This window comes from Pedobacter zeae, assembly GCF_014196715.1.
GTDB lineage: Bacteria > Bacteroidota > Bacteroidia > Sphingobacteriales > Sphingobacteriaceae > Pedobacter > Pedobacter zeae.
The window spans coordinates 1,017,550-1,036,756 of the sequence record NZ_JACIEF010000001.1; the positions used below are offsets into that span (position 1 = coordinate 1,017,550).

Sequence of the window (19,207 nt, forward strand, 5' to 3'; positions counted from 1 at the left end):
GGTCGAGAACGTTTAAACCTTTTGTATGTATTTAATTAAACTGATATGTTTTTCCGGCCACGGTATTAAAGCTATACCTGAAATCTTTTCCCTGTTTTTCCTCGGTTATTCCTTTTATATTGCTTTTAAGTTGATGAGGACTTCTTACAATACAGTTTTCGCCCGATAATGATTTAATGGAGAGTTTTACAATTTTACCATCTTTCCATTGCAGATCCGTAATTTCGAAATTACCCCTGGCCCTTAAGCCCTGGATACTTCCTGTGGCCCATTGGTCAGGTAAAGCGGGTAAAAACTGCAATTCGCCGGTTTGGCTTTGCAGCAGCATTTCTGAAATGCCGGCAGTATAGCCAAAGTTTCCGTCAATCTGAAAGGGCGGGTGTGCACAAAATAGGTTGGCATAAATTCCACCCCCTTTGTTATAATCGGTACCTGAGCCACCAACAGGAGTGATAAAGTTCTGCAAGATTTTATAAGCGTGATTGCCATCCTGCAAACGTGCCCAGAAATTCATTTTCCAGGCCATAGACCAACCGGTTGATTCATCGCCACGGGCCGTTAGCGTAACCCTAGCCGCTTTTGCCAATTCCGGCGTTTTAATGGTGCTGATTTCCCTGCCAGGGTGTAAACCAAATAAATGGGAAATATGCCTGTGCTGATCTTTAGGGTCGTCGCGGTCGGTTTCCCATTCCTGCAGTTGTCCCCATTTCCCGATTTTTGGTTTCAGTAAATGCGCTTTAAGATCCGCAATATGGTTTTTATAATCAGCATCAATACCTAAAACGTCAGCGGCTTCTATATAGTTGGTAAACAGGTCAAATACGATCTGTTGGTCGTGCGTTACCCCATCTTCGGTAGGCCCGTGTTCCGGCGACCATCCCAATGGCGATACCAATGTTCCGTCGGGCCTTCTTTTTAAATGGTCATCCCAAAACTCGGCAATTTCCTTTATAATCGGGTAAGCGAAATTCTTCAGATAATTTTTATCTTTTGTAAAGGCATAATGCTCCCAGAGCGCCTGTGCATACCAGGCACTGCCAGGGGTATTCCAAAGGAAGCTCATGCCACCAAAAATATTGTTTTCGGTTTTTACCGTCCAGCCCCTGGTATTGGGATACTGCTTGCGGGTAGCTATTGCACTCACTTCCCGCATGCTATTAATGTAGTCGAGGTACGGGATCTGACATTCAGAAAGATTGGTCGGCTCGGCCAGCCAATAGTTCATCTGGATATTGATGTTGGAGTGGTAATCGCTTCCCCAGGGTGGGGTATTACTTTCGTTCCAAAGCCCCTGCAGGTTTGCCGGTAAGCCACCCGGTCTGGATGAACTGATTAACAGGTACCTGCCATATTGAAAAATTAAGGCTTCGAGTGCCGGATCGGCTACCTTTTTATAATTGATCAGCCTTTGGTAGGTTGGCAGTTTTTGGGTCGCGATATTAACCGTTCCAAGATTTATAGAAAGGCGGTTATACAAGCGGCGGTAATCCCCGATGTGTGTTTTTAAAAGGTCATCATAAGTTTTAGCCTTAACCGCGTTTAAAACGCGTTCAATTTTAGGCGCAGGTTCTTCACCTTTCCAGTGTTGTTCGCGTTTATTGAGGTAATTGGTTGCTGCCGTAAAAATAAGCGTAACCGCATCTGCACCCGTTATTTTTAATTTTTCCTGATCACCATCTTTTATTGCTTCCAGCTTTCCACCTTCTACTTTAACTAAAGCAGTGGCCTGGTAAGTCATGCCGTTGGGTAGTTTACCGGTAATACTGATGGTATTTTTGCCCGCGCTTATGGTGCCCTGATGTGCATCTTTTAAACTCACCATGGCCGAGTAAGCTTTTTTCTGGTTAGCTGTGAACCGCAGTACCATTACTTTATCCGGAAAGCTGCAAAAATATTCGCGTTTAAATTCGGTGCCATTTTGTGCGTAGTTAATGGTATGAACCGCTTTGGTAATATCCAATTTGCGGCTATAGCTGGTAAATGGCTTATCTTTATTGCCGAAATCAATAAACAGATCGCCAAAAGCCTGGTACATGCCTCGGTCATTTTCATCTCCCGTCCAAAGCGTATTGTCGTTAAACTGAATGTGTTCCTGATCTACACCGCCGAAAATCATCCCGCCAATGCGGCCATTGCCAATGGGATAGGCTTCGGTCATCCATTTGGACGCCGGCTTATTGTCCCACATGGTGAAAGCAGGATTTTCTTTGTTCTGAGCTAAAAGGCGGTTTGGAAAGGAAAAGAGTAATAAACACGATAATACCGTGCAAAAAATGTTTTGCCTGTAATTTGGAAGCATGTTGGTTATTTGATTAGTGTGTGAACCAAAGATATATAAAATAGAATAGGAGGCACGAAAAGCCAGGCAATAAAGCATCCCGTTATTTGGCAAATTATTCAACTATTTAAGCATAGTATGTTGCCGTATTCTTTAAATTAATTGGTAACTATTATGATATTTTATTGCCAGGCCTGATAGATTTTATATTTTTACTAAAACGTTTTATTTAAAATGAAATCACTAACCAGATTGTTAAACATTCTCCTGTTTCTGAGCTTTGGGTATCAAACTCAGGCGCAAACCAAATTAACGAAATACGTAAACACCTTTATTGGTACTGCGCCTTTAACTGATCCCAAAATCTTGGGGTACGAATTACCCCAGGGTTGGCGATCGTGGGCAGGTTTAACTTTCCCGGGTAGCTCGCTGCCCAACGCCATGGTGCAATTAAGTCCGGTTACGGAATTTGGCTCCGGTGCCGGTTATGAATATGAAGATGATATCATTTACGGTTTTGCGCATACCAATAAAGGTCATTGGAACCTCTGTAATATTCCGGTTTTACCGCTTTCTAATCCAACAGATAAGTTTGGATCAAAATTTTCGCATAAAAATGAAAGTTCTGCGCCAGGTTATTATCAGGTTTACCTGGATGATTATGAAGTAAATGTAAAGCTCACTTCAACTTTAAGGGCAGGATTTCATCAATACGAATACAAAAATAGCCGTGACCGGCAAATACTTTTTTTAATGGGTAAAGCCAATAGCGGTGTTTCTACCTGGAATATCGAACAAGTGGGTACCTCGGCTGTACAGGGTTTTCAGGGTGGTGAAAATATTTATTTCTATGCTACCGTAAATGGCAAAATAGCTAAACTCAATCAAAAAGATGCCGGCAAACGCTCAGGTTATGCCATTGTGCATCTGGCTGATGGGGGCAAAGGACCGGTAGAACTAAAAATAGGCCTTTCTTTTGTGAGTACAGCCAATGCCAAAGAAAATTTAGAAAAGGAGATCGGTCATAAAACCTTTATGCAGATAAGGGATGAGGCTACTGCAAAATGGGAGGGCCTGTTGTCCAACATCCGGGTTAAAGGTGGTACGGAGAAACAAAAACAGCTGTTATATTCGTGTCTGTACCGGTCTTTTTTATGGCCAGCTTTGAGAAGTGATGTGAATGGTGAATTTAAAGATGCAAAACGAAACGTAGTTAAAGGCAATTTTAACTATTATACCGAGCCATCACTTTGGGATACCTACCGCAATAAAGATGTACTTTTAGGTTTAATTACGCCTAAAGTGACCTTGGATGTAATCAAATCAATGAAAGATGTGGGCGATAAAACCGGTTTCATCCCAACCTTTTTTCACGGCGATCATGGGGCATCGTCTATTGCCGGTTCTTACTTAAGGGGGATTGATGATTTCGATATTCAAGGTACTTATCAGCTTTTATTACGTAATGCCAACGTAGATGGTGGTGCCCGTCCGTTTGTAAAGGAATATATCGAGAAGGGGTATATTTCCGATCCTGATGTAAAAAATCCACATGTAGAAACCAAAGCGAAAGCGGGTGTTTCTAAAACATTAGAGTATTCTTACGATGATTACTCGCTGGCACAGATCGCGAAGAAACTGGGCGACAGCAGTAATTACCGGATTTTAATGGCCAGGTCTAAAAATTATAAAAACATGTTTGATCCAGTTACCCGTTTTATGAGGGGGCGATTAGATAATGGCGACTGGATTAAACCTTTTAACCCACAATATCCTTATTACGAATACATGTACAGGGAAGCCAATGCCTGGCAGGTTTCGTTTTATGCTCCGCATGATATGAAAGGGTTAATTGAACTATATGGGGGTGCGAAAGAATTTGAATCCAAACTGGATTCATTATTCACCTTGCCCTGGAACCCTAAATACATTGCACGCAATGTTGAAACCATGATTGGGCAATATTGCCAGGGCAATCAGCCTGATCATGAAGCGCCCTTTGCATATACTATTATCGGCAAACCCGAAAAATCGCAAAAAATTATTGATAAAATCTTAAACGAATTATACGGCATAGGGGACGAAGGTTTAGCACTTTCCGGCATGGATGATGCCGGCGAGATGTCGGCCTGGTATGTATTTGGTTCACTGGGATTGTATCCATTTTCGGCAACCGATCCAAATTATATCGTTACCGCGCCGCTTTTTGATGAGGTAAAATGGAAAACCAGCAGTGGTAAAGTGTTAACCATTAGCAAGCCTGGCAAGGGCAGGGGTATTACCGAAATTAAAGTAGATGGAAAAATTAACCAGGGCTATTTTATTTCTCATGATCTGTTCAGGAATGGGGGTAAGGTAGAAATTAATACTAAATAAAAACTTTCAGGAAGCTAAATATTTATCGCTCGTTTGTCACAAATTCACCTTTTTCTGATACGATCTGATTTCCCCACATGGTGATGGTCTCTAAAATGGGTATAAATGTTTTTCCAAAATCGGTCAGAGCATAAACAACCTTAATCGGTGGCTTTTCGCCATATACTTTTCTGGATACCAGGCCATCTTTTTCCAGCTGTTTTAACTGTAAACTCAATGTCATTTCGGTGATATGCGGCATCTCTTTTCGAAGTTCATTGTAACGCTTTTCAGTATCTTTTAAATGATAAAGGATTACGGCTTTCCATTTTCCACCGATCAGATCCATTGCCAGGCTTACTGTACACGGATAAATTTTTCCTTTTAGTTTCACGTAATCAGCTATACATTCTGTTTTCATCTGTATTTCTTTTTTGACCTATCGTTTTGGATAGTTATTGCAAATCTATTTAACTAAAAATAGTTTTGCAACTATAATTTTTATAGTTAAAATATAATACACATGAAATCAGACTTAAATGCCGCTGAGGCAATAAGAAAACAAGAGAAACCTTTAATTACTATTGTGGGTGTTTTAGGAAAACAGGGACTGAGTGCAGCACGTACACTCTTAGAAAGCGGACGTTACCGGGTGCGCGGGATTACCAGGCGGATTGATTCGCATGAGGCGCAGCATTTGTCCGGGCTGGGAGCTGAACTGATAGGTATACCGCTTGATCTCGGTTATAAAAAAGATTTTGTGGAAGCATTCCGGGGATCATATGGTGTTTTCATGATGACCCCAAGCATTGCTCCGCCGCAAACACATGAAATGGAATTGGGCATCCAGTTAGCAGATGCTGCTGTTGAAGCAGGTGTTCAGCATATTATTTTCAGTAGCCTTGAAAATGTAGATAAAATTACAGATGGCAAGAAATTTGCCCCTCATTTCACTGACAAAGCCAAGATTGAAGAATATATACGAACACTTCCGATTACTAGCTCATTTATCTATATGGCTTTTTTCTATACCAACCTTATGGAGTTTTATCCTCCCCGTATGGATGGCGATACACTGGTGTTTCCTATTTACTTACCAAAAGATTTCCGTGCACCTTTTGTAGACCCTCTTACGGCTACCGGGCCAGCTGTACTGGAAATTTTTTCAAATCCTGAATATTATGCAGGTAAATCATTGCCGGTGATTGGCGATATGATCTCCCCAAAGGAAATGGTTGATACTTTCGCAAAGGTTACGGGAAAAAAGGCTGCCTATAGTTCGGCGTTTACCCGGGAGGAGATGCTTCACCATTTTCCTGAATTTAGCACTAATGAACTTTTGGTCAGTGAGATTCTGGGAATGGCAGAATATGCGGTCGAATATGGTTATTTTAAAGAAGATCGTGATTTGCAATGGAGCAGAAAGATCAATGCGAATAGCCTGACCTGGGAAGAGTTTCTGCGCAGCTCAGGCTGGCAAGGTGAAAAGCTGGCGTTTTAATTAACTTTTGCCTGCTGAAAAGTGATCATTTCCGGTTATGTACGGCTTTATTCCTGGTATCTTCATTCAAGGAAAGTAATATGTTTTTATGCAGGGAATACGGTATATTTTTTTCAGGACAAAAAAAAGCACTGTACATAATGCCTTTATCTATAAAAATGAATGGTGATGCAACCTTCGATCAATCTTGATCGTCTTTCCTCAAAACATAATTAATATATAGCTGTAGCACCAAACCATTTTAACATGAAAAAATCTATCTACCTTTTTATTTTCGCCCTTTGCGTTCTTGCAAATTCTTGCACAATGATGGTTAAGGGATTTGCTAAACTCCTGGTTAAAAATTATAACGACTATACCAGTACTCATATTTCTGATATACAGCTTGTAGATTTGAAGGGAAAGCATCAAACTTTTGGCAATTTATACAGTGGAAAAACAGTTTATCTATATGTTTGGAAGGATAAAAAACTGTCTGCTGAGCAGGAAAAAGAATACCTTTTATTAAAAAAGCGCTTTGCTAAATATCCGGACGTAGTGTTTGCCAATCTTTGTGTAGGTTCAGATACCTCCGCAAATGTTAACAGGCTCGTTGATAATGATTCATCAGCCGAATTCAGGAGGATTCTGAAAATTAGTGATCCCGCACCATTTATTATTGGAAAAGACGGTGCAATATTATCTTACAAGGGACCGAAACCTGAAGACAAAATTATAGTTGATTATGTGATTTGCCAAGCCATGAAGGGTGAAGATGGAACCAAATCTGCCAAACGGTTCATTAGAGGTGTGAATGGGAACAGTCAGTTTAAGTCTGTTCAACTCATTGAATGGTATACTGACCATTTTGGCAAAGCTCCTTCAAATAAACTTTCCATGTCTTTATCTTCTACAAACTAAATTTTAATCCTATGGGTTAATTTTAGTTTGTAGAAATATTAGCAAAGGCGTGTACTGATTGATCGGTGTAAAATGAAAAAACTTGAACTTAACACAGGCGCTTTTTCTATATATCCAGTACAGGGTATGGGCCTTCCGTAAAGGTTTCAGCATGATAACCTTTTATGCCTACATCAAGTGATAGTTGACTGCGAAAGTCTTTGCCTGCGGCAATACAATCTAATACATAGCCAAAGTCGTACTTGGGTTTCCAGCCTAATTCACATCTTGCTTTTTCATTTACATAAACACGATCAATCTTTGGTAGCATTGTCCAGCCTTTCTTTGCAAATAATGTTCTGAAGTCCGGAAATATTTTTTCAACCACTGCACTGGCATCAGTGTGGAGTTCCGTTAAATGCTGCTGTTCAAATGGTGAGGTTGAACTGATGATATATTTACCAAAGCCAATTTCCTGTACTTTGTCAATGGCTAATAAGTGAGCGGTTACCACATCTTCAACATCCACCCTGCGATATAAGTACTCGGTTGCCTTGATGTTCAGGTCCTGATAATTTTCCCTGATTGATTTCTTGTCATCTTCTTCGGGAAAGAATCGCGATGTTTTTAAAACCAGGCAGGGTAACTTATGGTTACGGCAGAATATTTGGCAAAGATCTTCAGCGGCACTTTTTGTAACCCCGTAAATGTTCTTTGGAAGGCCAATTGTTTTTTCGGTTATCCAAATTGCCGGCTCATTTGGCTTAGGCGTTAAGGTATCGCCGAAAGTACTTGTGGTGCTGGTATAAATAAAGCCTTTAATGTTTGCTTTTCGTGCTGCTTCCAATAAGGTGAGTGTACCTGTGATGTTGGTGTCTATAAAATCCTGGCTGGCATGTGTACCAACATGGGGTTTGTGAAGTGTTGCCGTGTGAATTATAAAATCGACCTGGTTTACCAGGCTGTTTACCAGTGCTGTGTTGGTAATTGATCCTGTATGAGTAGTGAATTCTGATGGATTCAGGTCGAGCCCGATATAATCGCGGTGATTTGCTTTTAATTGCCTGGCTATTGCTTCTCCTAAATGCCCGCTTGTTCCTGTTATGAGTATTTTCATTTCTTGAAGTTTAAAATTAGTGCTAACGTCAGAAAAAAACTGTCGATATAACGGCATTTTATCACCACAGCCGCTACGGATTAAAGATACAAAAGTCCAATTATTTTATTTCCTCACCGAATAAGGATGATCGGTTTTTGGTGGATTTTAGTACCAACAGCCCGACAAGGAAAAATTCAACGATCTCGTTAGGCCTTTTCGAATCTCCTATTGATTTACGGAAGGAAATCTGAGAACAAAATTATACTTTTGAATGGACTGAAAACCAGAGAAGCTTGCCTCAATAAACTTAAATGTATGCCGACAGCCAAAGAGATTCAACAGATTTTTGCTCCGTATTACCATGCAGATATTAATATCTGGGAAGCATTCTCAAAGAAAATCTCAGTAAGGCAATTCCTTAAGAATGAAATTGTTAAAGACTACAACGATATTGAAAGGTATCTGAATATCGTAGTGTCAGGTTCCGTAGCGCTTTTTGTCTGGAATGGCAAAAAAGACATCTGTATAAATTTACTGTACGAAAAGAGCTTCATGAGCGACTACCTTTCTTTTCTTAAACAAGCCCCGTCCGGAATTAAAACAGCGGCATTGGAAGATTGTACGCTATGGTCTATCAGTTATCCTGACCTAAATGAACTTTATGCCCGCAATGAGACCGGATTACGCATTGGTAAAGCTGTTTCTGATATTCTTTTTCTCAGGAAACAACAGGAGCAAATCAATCTTCTCACGCTCACTCCAGATGAACGTTATCTTAGGCTGATCAAGCAAAGGCCTGAAATCTTCCAACGGACACCGCTTAAAATCATTGCTTCGTATCTCGGACTAACAGCGGAGAGCTTAAGCCGGTTAAGAAAAAGGCTTGCTGCAAAGTAAAACTTACCCATCGTCAATTTTTTACAGGGTATTTATCAATAGATTTGAGCATTCTAATTTAAAAACAATCTATGGATAAGAAATTTCCTTATAAAGGACTCTTCATATTTTATCTTGTTGCTCTATTTTTCCGTTTTATTGCCGTTAAAACTACGCTATACAGCAGCATTGATAATGAATACCTGCTGATTCTGCTTAGCGGAATCGGTCCGGCGATAGGAGCCTTCATAGCCATCAAAGTAACTCAGATTCCGCTAAACCTCTCGTTAAAAGGAAACTACCGTAACCTGTTTTTGCCCTTGATGGTCTTCTGGGGCTTTCCTGTTATACTCATCGGCGCGGTATCTTATGTACAACAGGGAAGTTTTCCTTTTTTATTGCTGGTTACCGTTTTACTGTATGGCTTATTGGAAGAAATCGGTTGGCGTGGATTTTTACAGGAGCAGTTCAAAAACTTACCAAAGCTGCAATCTGTGGTCCTTATCACTGTTCTTTGGTTTGTGTGGCATCTGAATTTTGAGTTAACGGCTTCCAACCTGATTTTTTTTGCTGTGTTGTTTTTCGGAACCTGGGGAATTGGCAAAGTATACAGCAGTACATATTCTTTACTGGCAGTAGCAGGTTTTCATTCCCTGAATAATTTTTTCAGAAATGGTTTGCACGGAACCGAACTTATTTTAATTGCCGTTCTGCTGGCCTGCTGGATTGGATTTATGCTTTGGTATAAGCAGAAATATCGTCAGGAACAGGAAGTTTGGGAAATTAACATGAATCTTCAAAAAGCCGGTTCCGAAAAAATGACATCAGGCCATATTTAAATAAAAAAGCAATAATTAACCATACTACATGAAAAATATCCTTTCCATAATCACCTGCATGCTACTAATCAGCTGTGCATCCCGTAAAATGACGGTCTCCCAGAAAGAAGCAGTTTTAAAAGAACTCAAATACATTTACGACATCGATCAGAAGTTTGCCGGACTTCCACCCAAGGGACTTATAGATCAGTATGGCAATAAAAAAGGGTGGGAGATTTTTCTCGCACAACGAGACAGTGTGGGCAACGATAACCAGAAAAGAATTAAAAAGTTATACCAGCAATATGGCTATCTTGGACTTAAGCAGGTAGGAGAAAAGGAAACGGATTTCTGGATTTCCATACAACATGCCGATAATGATATTGCTTTTCAGAAACAAATGCTTAATGTACTAAAAAAAGAAATCAGAAGAAATAACGCGCCTAAAATACACTATGCCATGCTGGAAGACCGTATTGCTGTTAATTTAAAGCAAAAACAACGGTTCGGCTCGCAGGTAACCTATAACAAAATCGGGCAGGCTATCCCTAAAATCGGGCTTATCGATAGTGCCAATGTTGAAAAACTGAGAAAAGAATATGATATGCCTTCATTCAAAAAGTATTATAACGATATGACCATGATGCATTTTGAAATGAATAAGGAACAACTTAAAAAAATCGGCATTAACGAACCACAGTTGTACAAATAATGATGATTAAGGGCTATAGAAACTCTTTTTAGCCATACAACTAAACAGGTTCGGATTAACCTGCACGATAAATTCGGATCATATCATTGGCAATAGCATAGGTAAGGAGGTAAGGATAGGTGATGCCGGTGGCCATACACGCAGCAGGATAGGAACTGACCAGCCGCTCCGCAGAAATCATCTAAATAGCCTGGTGGTGCTACGCAATCAAATCCACCCGCTGCCTGAAATGATCAATATCAAATGGTTTGCTGATAAAATCAGCATTACAGCCAGACTCTTCAATATCTCTTTTGGTTTTATTGGCAGACATCATTAAAACAGGAATAGCGGAAGTAACCTCATTCCCTTGCAGCTGTTTACAAATATCCAGGCCATTGCCGTCAGGGAGTAGTATATCCAGGATAATGATATCAGGTAAGTGCGCTAAAATGGCTTCATTGAACAGCGCTGCTGTTCCATATTCCTTTATGTTATAACCGGCCTCTGTAAGAATAAAAGCGACTATTTCTCTTATATCCGGATCATCTTCTAGTATATAGACCAATTTTGCCCTCATATATTCAACGTATCAAATAGTGTATCTTAATTTTTATGTGGAATGGTAAAAATAAAAGTTGCTCCTTTTCCACGCTCGCTCTCTACCCAAATGCGACCATTATGCCGTTCTACAATTTCTTTTGTGATAAAAAGACCCAGGCCTAACCCCGAAACATGCTGATCCCTATTGCGAACCCTGTAAAACTGGCTGAATATATTCTGCTGATCTGCTTTACTGATTCCTATACCGTAATCGGTAATGGAAATTACATTTTCAGCATGATTTTTTATCGCCCTGATATCTACCTGGAGAGCGTCGGGAGCATATTTAACCGCGTTATTGATGAGATTGATGATCACCTGTTCCAGGCGCATTTTGTCGCCGTAAATGAAAAGTTCATTTTCTAAGTCGCAGGCAAAAGTACGGGTAGGCATAGATTGCCTGAATGTATCGCAAACCTCCTGGATTAATTCTCCAAGATCAAAATGTTCGAAGAAAAACTGCATTTTTCCTGCCTGTACTTTTGAAATATCGAAAAGATCATTAACCAGGCGGTTTAGTTTTTCGAGCTGATGTATCGATTTATCTAAAAACTTTTTACCTAACCCCTCGGTAACCATTGTCTTTTGTAGTATTTGCAAAAATCCGCTCATCGAGGTTAAGGGTGTTTTGAGTTCGTGTGATGCAAGGGCTATAAACTCATCTTTTTTCCTGCTCAGCGCAGATACTTCTTCAAAGAGTTTCGAATTGTCGAGGGCTATGGCCGCTTGCGACGCTATGCTGACCACAACATCTTCGTGTTCTTCCAAAAAAACACCCTGTTCAGGATGCCCAAAAAAGAGGCCACCGGTTACCGCACCTGAGGCCGATATAACCGGAACAGCGAGGTAGCTGCGCACGGGCAGATGGCCTTCGGGCATTCCAAAATGCGGGGCCATTTTACCATACCTGGGATCTTTGGTAATATCGTCGACCCTAACCACGCCTAATCCACTAAAGGTAGGATGGAACAGTGCAGTGTTCCTAGGCATCCCTAATTTTTCAAATGCCTCTCGTGGTGCCCCTGAAAGGGTAAAGAGCATATAAGATTCACCGTTCTCATCCAACTTATTATAAAAGAAAGCACCAAATGCAGCTCCGGTTAGCTTGGTAGTGGCATCGGTAACTTTTTGCAGGATAACATTCACATCCATTTGTTCGCTGATGCTTTTCCCGATAGAGTTCAGCAGCAATAGTTTTTGCGAATTGTTTTCCATCGCAATTTCCGCTTCACGGGCAGCAGTGATATCCCGCGCAATTTTTGAGGCGCCAATAACAGTGCCATCTGAACTGAGAATAGGGGACACAGTGAGTGCTATTGGTATTTCTTTGCCATCTTTCCGGATGCGGATGGTTTGATAATGGTCTATTTTTTTTCCGCTCCTGATGCTGCTTATGATGCGGTCTTCCTCATCAAGACGGTTATGTGGGATCAGAATCGAAATGTGGCGACCAACGGCCTCACTTTCCGTGTACCCGAAAATATGCTCAGCGCCCTTATTCCAGGTGATGATAATACCTTCAAGCGTTTTACTGATAATGGCATCATCGGAACTTTCAACAATTGCGGCAAGCGTAGCCCGCTTTTCGTCGGCCAGTTTTTGGGCAGTGATGTTGCGGGCAATTTTGCTGGTGCCGATCACATCACCTTTTTTGTTGCGTACCGGAGAAACTGTAAGGGATACCGGAATAAGCGTGCCATCCTTGGCAATATGGACAGTTTGAAAATGGGCTGTTTTATTACTCTGGCTCACTTTGCTGTTAATCATATCTTCTTCATGACGGCGATCAGCAGGCAGGAGTAAGGCCATATGTCTTCCCGTTACTTCGGACGCGGCATAGCCGAATATGGTTTGTGCACCCTTGTTCCAGCTGGTTATAATGCCATCCAAAGTTGTAGATATGATTGCATCATCTAATCCTTCAATAATCGCAGCCAGTGTAGCCTGCTGCTGTTCAGCAATAATTTCCCTGGAGATATCGCGAATAATCTGGGAAGCGCCAACTATATTTCCATCTTCGTCGGAAATCGGAGAAATGGTAATGGCCACAGGAATATCTTTTCCGGCGCGGGTTTTCCTAACTGAATGAAAGTTGTCTATTTTAACGCCATTTAAAATATCATTAAGCATCTGATGCTGCTCTCCAAAATAGCCCGCATCCATGATGATGTTCATGCTTGCTCCATCCGTTTCAATGCTGCTATAGCCAAAAAGGATTTCAGCCGCAGGATTCCAATGGGTAATGGAGAAATCGAGGTCATGGCAAATGACCGCATCTTCCATTCCATCAAAAATTGACTTGAATGTGAATAGCTGCTTTGAATACTCCATAGTTCAGTTTAGGGTTTGGCGATACCTATATAAAACAGCATTGATTTTAAATTGTTTTTGATAGCATTCAGTTATTTCTTAAACAGCCTGGCGAAAGTAGCGCCCTGATTGTAGTCTTATGTGGATCGGATCTGGAGTAAGGGCTATCATTCGCTTTTGATAGTTTAACCTTTAATCGCATCGATTTAAGGGCAATTTTTGGCTCTCGCAAGCCTGTGGTAAAAGACGGTAGCAGCATTTCGAACCAGGATTTGAATCCTTAAAAAAAACTTGTTTTAATTTTTTACGCTGAATAAACTAAGCAAATACTGTTTTTCTAGGTGAATTAACTATGCTTTGTTCTAAAATTCCAATAAACAGGCTGCATTGATTTGTTTTATGCTTAGCTTTAAATGCAAACAAAAATGAAAGAAAATTACATTACACCGAGGCTTATATGCAGTAGATTAGGATTGCCTGATACCGATTTTATTTTTGAACTATTAAATTCACCCGAATGGATAAAGTTTATTGGAGACAGGGGTATTACGAGCAAGACAGCTGCGGAAGATTATATCAAAAGATAACCAATGATCCTGCCAGTAACTTTTGGGTAGTAAAAATTAAGGATATAGAAATACCAATTGGTATTATAACTTTTATCAAACGGGAATACCTGGATGATTATGATATTGGTTTTGCATTTCTTAATAAATATTCAAAAAAAGGTTACGCACTGGAAGCTTCAGCAGCTTTTTTAATGGATCAGATAAAAAATGAGGGACGTTCCAATATCTTTGCGATAACTACAAAAGCAAATTCGGATTCTATTCAACTTTTAGAAAAGTTAGGTATGCAATTTTCAAAGGAATTGGATCGCGAAAATAGCTCGCTGCAGGTTTATTCGCTAATGACCGATAAATTTCTGCTCAATGAATTGACCTGGCAATTTTTTGATGTTTTTACAAATGCCGATCAACGCGAGCCCGATTGGGAGAATATTTATCGTATCTGCCTGCCCGAAGTCATAATAATCAGAAAGCATGAAGATTCCAGCGATATTTACAATTTAAGCTCTTTTATTGAACCAAGAAGGGCGATGCTTATGGATGGTACGTTGACCGGATTTGAAGAAAGGGAAACTTTTGCTGAGACTAAAATAATTGGGAATATCGCGCAGCGGCATTCAAAATATCAGAAAGAAGGCTATGTTAACGGCGTTTATTTTAAGGGTAAAGGAAATAAATTTTTCCAGTTTATCCGAACAGATGGCTGCTGGAAAATATGCTCAGTGATTTGGGAAGACGAGTAAACCGCTTGTGGACCCCTATGTAAGCTCATATAAATCAGGTTGAGCGTAGTTAAGGATGATCCTTCACTACTTATTTGTAACATTTACGATTTAATTTGAAACGATTGTTTCAGATAATTTATCTTTGTACCGATATGGCCAGAAATGTTGAATTTGACGAAGCACTTGCGATCCAGAAAGCGATGGAAGTTTTTTGGAAGAAGGGGTATAACGGTGCTTCGCTTCGTGACCTGACCGATGCGATGAAGATTAACAGCAGCAGCCTGTACAATACTATTGGTGATAAGCAGGAACTTTTTGTGCGTTGTGTGCAGCATTATACTGATCTGCGAAAGCTGGATTGGGAAAAGCGCCTGAAAAGCAAGAAATCACCGCTAGCTACCTTAGTGGATTATATCCACGAAGCGGTGAATATTATTATCAATGGTGAAGACAGTTGTATGGCCGTTAAAAGCGCATTTGAAGTTGCTACAAATGACCTGCGCGTGAAACAAATCCTGGCGGCAGACGATCAGCGGTCTTACCAATTCCTGCACGACTTGATTAAGAATGCCATGCAACAGGGTGAAATCCGTGATGACGAAGACCCCGCTTTACTGGCTGATTATTTTAACAGCACCTGGACGGGTTGGTACGAAAGCTATATCCTTCACAAAGACCCGGTGAAGATCAGGCGAATGGCAGAATATTTTATTAAACAATTATCAAAGTAAATTTTTTTTCACTATTTCTGAAACAATTGTTTCAGAATAATTATTCAAGAATATGGAAACACTAGATTTAAAAGGTAAAACAGTTTTAGTAACAGGTGGTACGAAGGGTATCGGCAAAGCTATAGCTGATGAATTGGCCAAAGCAGGCGCACAAGTCATTGTCAGTGCAAGAACAAAACCCAATGAGACTTCACATCATTTTATTGCGGCAGACCTTACCAGTGCCAGTGACGTGGACCGGCTATCCAAAGAAATTGATGACACCTTTGGAGGTATTGACATCCTGATTAACAATGTGGGCGGGCTGACTACACCGGGTGGCGGGCACAGTACACTGACCGATGCGCATTGGCAACAGGAATTAGACCTGAACCTCATTTCTGCCATCCGCCTGGACAGGATCTTGCTGCCAAAGATGATCGAAAAGCAAAGCGGGGTGATCATTCACATTTCTTCGGTCGCAGGCAAACAAGCATTATGGAACCTGAATTTAGCTTATGCTGTTTCTAAAGCGGCACTGAACAGTTACAGTAAAGCATTGGCAACCGAACTGGCCGGTAAGGGTGTACGTGTTTTGACTGTAGCACCAGGAGCGACCAAAACAGCACCCATGGTAAAATTCCTGGAAGACTATTCGGCCTCAGCAGGCATTAGTCCCGAAGAGGGTATGAAACAACTGATGGCACAGACCGGCGGTATTCCAATGGGGCGGATGGCAGAGCCGGAAGAGGTTGCCCAGCTTGTCCACTTCCTGGTTTCACCTTCAGCCGCTTACCTTACCGGAACGATCTACGCCATAGATGGCGGATCATTGCCGGTGGTCAATTAAATTTAATAGCAATTATTGGTTCATGGAAAGCTTTTAACAGCCGCTAAAGGCTTTCCATGTGCTGTAACGATTGCGTTTAAACCTCCCTATTCTTTGATGCTGCTGTAAAAAATTGCAAATTGCAGTAAAGTTGAATCGAATGGCAAGAAAAGTTACTGATGGACCGGTTAGGAACAAAGAGCGCACTAAATCGAATTTGATATCTGCACTCGGGAAGATCTTGAAAAAGGATGGTTTTTCGGGATTAAATATCACCAGGGTAGCAGAGGTTGCAAAGGTAGATAGGAGACTCATCTATGATTACTTTGGAGGACTTGACGGCTTGGTAAATGAATACCTGAGCAGAAACGACTATTGGAAAATTAATACTGATGACATTGGTCGTATTGTGGAAGCAAGCAAGGCTGATGCCGGAAAGAAATTGACTTACCGGGTGCTGGAAGATCAGTTCGACAGCCTGATCAATAATGAAGAAATGCGCCGGATTATTACCTGGGGCCTGAGCGAAAAGCTTCCGATCCTAAAAGAACTGGATTTGAAACGGGAAACAATCGGCGATCAGATCTTAAGTGAGGTGGTAGATGGATATTTTAAAAATACAGATAAAAACTTCAGGGCCATATATGCACTCTTAATGGGAGGGGTGTATTACCTTACCCTGTATGCCAAAATGCAGGAGAATCCTTTTTGTGGGATCGATATTCAACAGCCCGCTGGCGAGCAAGCCATTAAAGATGCACTTAAACAAATCCTGGATATAACCTATGGCTAGATTCAGAATTAAGGTAGAAAGGCGTTCCCGACGTTTGGGGGAATGATTTAGACTGTTGGAATATTTCGGGTAGCAAAAAACAGCTGCAATCTATTTCTTAATTAATTTATTGATATTTAAAAACACAACAACCATACGATTGGGCTCCAGCTGTTAAAATCGGATCAATCTGTGAAAAACCAAAAAAGACCGCACTTGCAGCCTTCTGATCTAAAAATTCTCTTTAATTTTTCGTTTATGTGTCTTTCCCCACTGTGAGAGCGCAATGATGACAGGTTTTAGCGTTCTGCTGTAATCGGTTGAGATATATTCTACCACCACAGGAATTTGATCTGCATGAACAACTCTTTTTACAAAGCCATTCAATTCAAGATCTTTTAATTCGTTGGAAAGAACTCTTGCAGAAATCCCTTGAATACTTCTTTGCAACTCATTGAACCTTATATTCCCGTTTTCCTGAAGAACAATAATAATTTTCAGCTTCCATTTTCCACCGATTACGTAGATCGCATCTTCAACGGAGGAGAGATTCTCCGAACATTTTTGAGCAGTGATAGGCTCTTCAAAAACTACAGTATCTTCCATAACTACATTTTAACTAACCCGAAGGTTACTACTAACCTTTCGTTTACTACTTACTTTTAATAAGCTAATGTACATAATTTTGCTAAAGAAATTTTAATTATTAAAAAATGAAAAATATACTTCACATTATTTCAAGTCCGAGAGCAGAAATTTCAGCAAGCAGAAAATTAGGAAATGCTGTTGTAGAAAAAATTAAAGAGAAATATTCTGGTGCTGTTGTAAAAGAGCGCGACCTTACGAAAAACCCGGTGCCACTTTTAGAACAAAAGCACATTAATACTTTCTTTTCTCCTGCTGAAAGCTACTCTTCTGAACAGGTAGAAATTCACGAATATTCAACAGGATTAATTGCAGAATTACAGGAAGCCGATATTATCGTTGTGGATTCTCCAATGTATAATTTCTCTGTTCCTGCAACTTTAAGAGCATATTTTGATTTCACTTCAAGAGCCGGATATACTTTTAAATATGACGAAAACGGTCCCAAAGGTTTACTGAATAATAATAAGAAACTATACATTGCTTTTACTTCCGGAAATATTTATTCAGAAGGACCTTATCAAATTTACGACTCGAATGTACCTTACATCAAAAACGTTTTTGGATTTTACGGTGTTTCGGATGCGAGCGTTTTCCGCGCAGAAGGTTTGGCCATTCCGGGGATTATGGAAACCTCTTTGGAAAAGGCAATTGAAGCAATTACTATTGATTAATTTTTTTAGATACAAGTGTCAGAAAACGAAGCCTTCCAATTTTAGGGAGGCTTCGTTTTTTATTTCGGCTTTAATTATTGTTCTCTCGCAGGCTTGCCTGATTATGCAAATCTTTTTACCCAATTACGAGAGAAATAAAAAAAGGCATCAGCCATTTTGTGTTTTTAAAAATGAGAGCTGGCTCTAGCATAGTAGCGTGTTGCTGCATCCCATGATCTCCTGTTTTATGAAATGGTGAGATTAAGGAAGAGCGGCGAAAGCCACCTCCCCAGCTTAGTTAATTGTGGCCGTTTCCAGTTCGGGAGCTAAAGGCCAGTCAACCGGAATATCGGTCAACGCATGCAGGTAGTTGGTGATGATTTTATCACCTATCACCATAACCACGTCGATCAGGCTGGCTTCGGTATAGCCTGCCGCAAAGAAGTTTTCCAGTTCTTCTGATCTTACATGGCCACGGTTTTCAACAGTGCTTTTTGCCAGTTTGGCCAGTGCATCGAGTTTTGGATCAAAGCTGATGTTGGCACGGCGAATGTCCAAAATCTGCTCATCGGTAAAACCATTCATTTTGGCGAATTGTGTGTGCGCGCTCAGGCAATAAGAACACCTGTTTACCTGGCTAACTACCAAATTGATCACTTCACGCTCTTTAGCGCGAACAGATGTTTTTCTGTTTTGTAAAGCGAGGTAATCGCTTAGTGCGGTATCTGAGTGACCAAAAATGGCGAACAGGTTGGGTACGAAGCCTACCATACTTTTCAGGTTGTCGAAAATGTTCTGGTTAGCAGGAGATACTTGCTCTTTGGTTGGGATTGGGAAATTTTTCATAATCTGATTCATTTATTTTGTTATTGTCTTTTGACATTACAAAGGTGC

The 19,207-nt window shown here is 40.6% G+C and carries 18 protein-coding genes; 11 read left to right on the forward strand and 7 right to left on the reverse strand.

Annotation, left to right across the window (positions count from 1 at the left end):
• Positions 1-31: 31 nt before the first annotated feature.
• Positions 32-2,188: a glycoside hydrolase family 95 protein gene (locus tag GGQ60_RS04230; RefSeq protein ID WP_183760175.1), complete on the reverse strand. Its 2,157-nt coding sequence runs from the start codon at positions 2,186-2,188 to the stop codon at positions 32-34.
• A 324-nt stretch (positions 2,189-2,512) separates the two neighbouring features.
• Here GGQ60_RS04230 and GGQ60_RS04235 point away from each other — a divergent pair, with 324 nt between their 5' ends.
• Entirely contained in the window at positions 2,513-4,654 is a 2,142-nt protein-coding gene (locus GGQ60_RS04235) for a GH92 family glycosyl hydrolase (protein ID WP_183760177.1), read from the forward strand.
• 22 nt (positions 4,655-4,676) lie between these two features.
• Here the strand turns inward: GGQ60_RS04235 and GGQ60_RS04240 are convergent, their stop codons facing one another.
• A complete protein-coding gene (locus tag GGQ60_RS04240; RefSeq protein ID WP_183760179.1) occupies positions 4,677-5,054 on the reverse strand; it encodes a winged helix-turn-helix transcriptional regulator in 378 nt (125 codons plus the stop codon).
• Positions 5,055-5,156: 102 nt separating this feature from the next.
• Between GGQ60_RS04240 and GGQ60_RS04245 the strand changes: the two genes are divergently transcribed.
• Positions 5,157-6,134 (forward strand): NmrA/HSCARG family protein, encoded by a 978-nt coding sequence (locus GGQ60_RS04245; RefSeq protein WP_221235877.1) that lies wholly within the window; start codon positions 5,157-5,159, stop codon positions 6,132-6,134.
• Positions 6,135-6,380: 246 nt separating this feature from the next.
• Complete coding sequence (locus tag GGQ60_RS04250) at positions 6,381-7,034, forward strand: thioredoxin family protein (protein WP_183760181.1); 654 nt, start codon at positions 6,381-6,383, stop codon at positions 7,032-7,034.
• Between the two features lie 106 nt (positions 7,035-7,140).
• Here the strand turns inward: GGQ60_RS04250 and GGQ60_RS04255 are convergent, their stop codons facing one another.
• Positions 7,141-8,130: an NAD-dependent epimerase/dehydratase family protein gene (locus tag GGQ60_RS04255; RefSeq protein WP_183760183.1), complete on the reverse strand. Its 990-nt coding sequence runs from the start codon at positions 8,128-8,130 to the stop codon at positions 7,141-7,143.
• Positions 8,131-8,427: 297 nt separating this feature from the next.
• On the opposite strand from GGQ60_RS04255, the gene GGQ60_RS04260 reads away from it, so the two are divergent.
• The 3 genes from GGQ60_RS04260 (at position 8,428) to GGQ60_RS04270 (ending at position 10,518) form a co-directional block, all read left to right on the forward strand.
• Positions 8,428-9,009 (forward strand): Crp/Fnr family transcriptional regulator, encoded by a 582-nt coding sequence (locus GGQ60_RS04260; protein ID WP_183760185.1) that lies wholly within the window; start codon positions 8,428-8,430, stop codon positions 9,007-9,009.
• Between the two features lie 71 nt (positions 9,010-9,080).
• Positions 9,081-9,827, forward strand: coding sequence for a CPBP family intramembrane glutamic endopeptidase (locus GGQ60_RS04265; RefSeq protein ID WP_183760187.1), 747 nt, complete (start codon positions 9,081-9,083; stop codon positions 9,825-9,827).
• 28 nt (positions 9,828-9,855) lie between these two features.
• On the forward strand, positions 9,856-10,518 hold the full coding sequence (locus GGQ60_RS04270; protein ID WP_183760190.1) for a DUF6624 domain-containing protein: 663 nt from the start codon (positions 9,856-9,858) through the stop codon (positions 10,516-10,518).
• A gap of 199 nt (positions 10,519-10,717) precedes the next feature.
• Here the strand turns inward: GGQ60_RS04270 and GGQ60_RS04275 are convergent, their stop codons facing one another.
• The gene (locus GGQ60_RS04275) at positions 10,718-11,077 is read right to left on the reverse strand and encodes a response regulator (RefSeq protein ID WP_183760192.1); all 360 of its coding nucleotides are present in this window, start codon (positions 11,075-11,077) and stop codon (positions 10,718-10,720) included.
• Positions 11,078-11,103: 26 nt separating this feature from the next.
• Positions 11,104-13,431 (reverse strand): sensor histidine kinase, encoded by a 2,328-nt coding sequence (locus tag GGQ60_RS04280; protein WP_229685087.1) that lies wholly within the window; start codon positions 13,429-13,431, stop codon positions 11,104-11,106.
• A 496-nt stretch (positions 13,432-13,927) separates the two neighbouring features.
• Between GGQ60_RS04280 and GGQ60_RS04285 the strand changes: the two genes are divergently transcribed.
• From GGQ60_RS04285 to GGQ60_RS04300, 4 genes are all read left to right on the forward strand, one after another.
• Positions 13,928-14,722 (forward strand): GNAT family N-acetyltransferase, encoded by a 795-nt coding sequence (locus GGQ60_RS04285; protein ID WP_183760194.1) that lies wholly within the window; start codon positions 13,928-13,930, stop codon positions 14,720-14,722.
• A gap of 134 nt (positions 14,723-14,856) precedes the next feature.
• The gene (locus GGQ60_RS04290) at positions 14,857-15,435 is read left to right on the forward strand and encodes a TetR/AcrR family transcriptional regulator (RefSeq protein ID WP_183760196.1); all 579 of its coding nucleotides are present in this window, start codon (positions 14,857-14,859) and stop codon (positions 15,433-15,435) included.
• A gap of 52 nt (positions 15,436-15,487) precedes the next feature.
• Positions 15,488-16,264 carry an SDR family oxidoreductase gene (locus GGQ60_RS04295; RefSeq protein WP_183760198.1) on the forward strand — a complete coding sequence of 259 codons (777 nt, stop codon included), beginning with the start codon at positions 15,488-15,490 and terminating at the stop codon, positions 16,262-16,264.
• A gap of 139 nt (positions 16,265-16,403) precedes the next feature.
• A complete protein-coding gene (locus GGQ60_RS04300; RefSeq protein WP_183760200.1) occupies positions 16,404-17,036 on the forward strand; it encodes a TetR/AcrR family transcriptional regulator in 633 nt (210 codons plus the stop codon).
• A gap of 210 nt (positions 17,037-17,246) precedes the next feature.
• Here GGQ60_RS04300 and GGQ60_RS04305 read toward each other — a convergent pair whose 3' ends face one another.
• On the reverse strand, positions 17,247-17,621 hold the full coding sequence (locus tag GGQ60_RS04305; RefSeq protein WP_183760202.1) for a winged helix-turn-helix transcriptional regulator: 375 nt from the start codon (positions 17,619-17,621) through the stop codon (positions 17,247-17,249).
• A 107-nt stretch (positions 17,622-17,728) separates the two neighbouring features.
• On the opposite strand from GGQ60_RS04305, the gene GGQ60_RS04310 reads away from it, so the two are divergent.
• Positions 17,729-18,334: an FMN-dependent NADH-azoreductase gene (locus GGQ60_RS04310; protein WP_183760204.1), complete on the forward strand. Its 606-nt coding sequence runs from the start codon at positions 17,729-17,731 to the stop codon at positions 18,332-18,334.
• 273 nt (positions 18,335-18,607) lie between these two features.
• Here GGQ60_RS04310 and GGQ60_RS04315 read toward each other — a convergent pair whose 3' ends face one another.
• Complete coding sequence (locus GGQ60_RS04315; protein ID WP_183760206.1) at positions 18,608-19,159, reverse strand: carboxymuconolactone decarboxylase family protein; 552 nt, start codon at positions 19,157-19,159, stop codon at positions 18,608-18,610.
• Positions 19,160-19,207 lie beyond the last annotated feature (48 nt).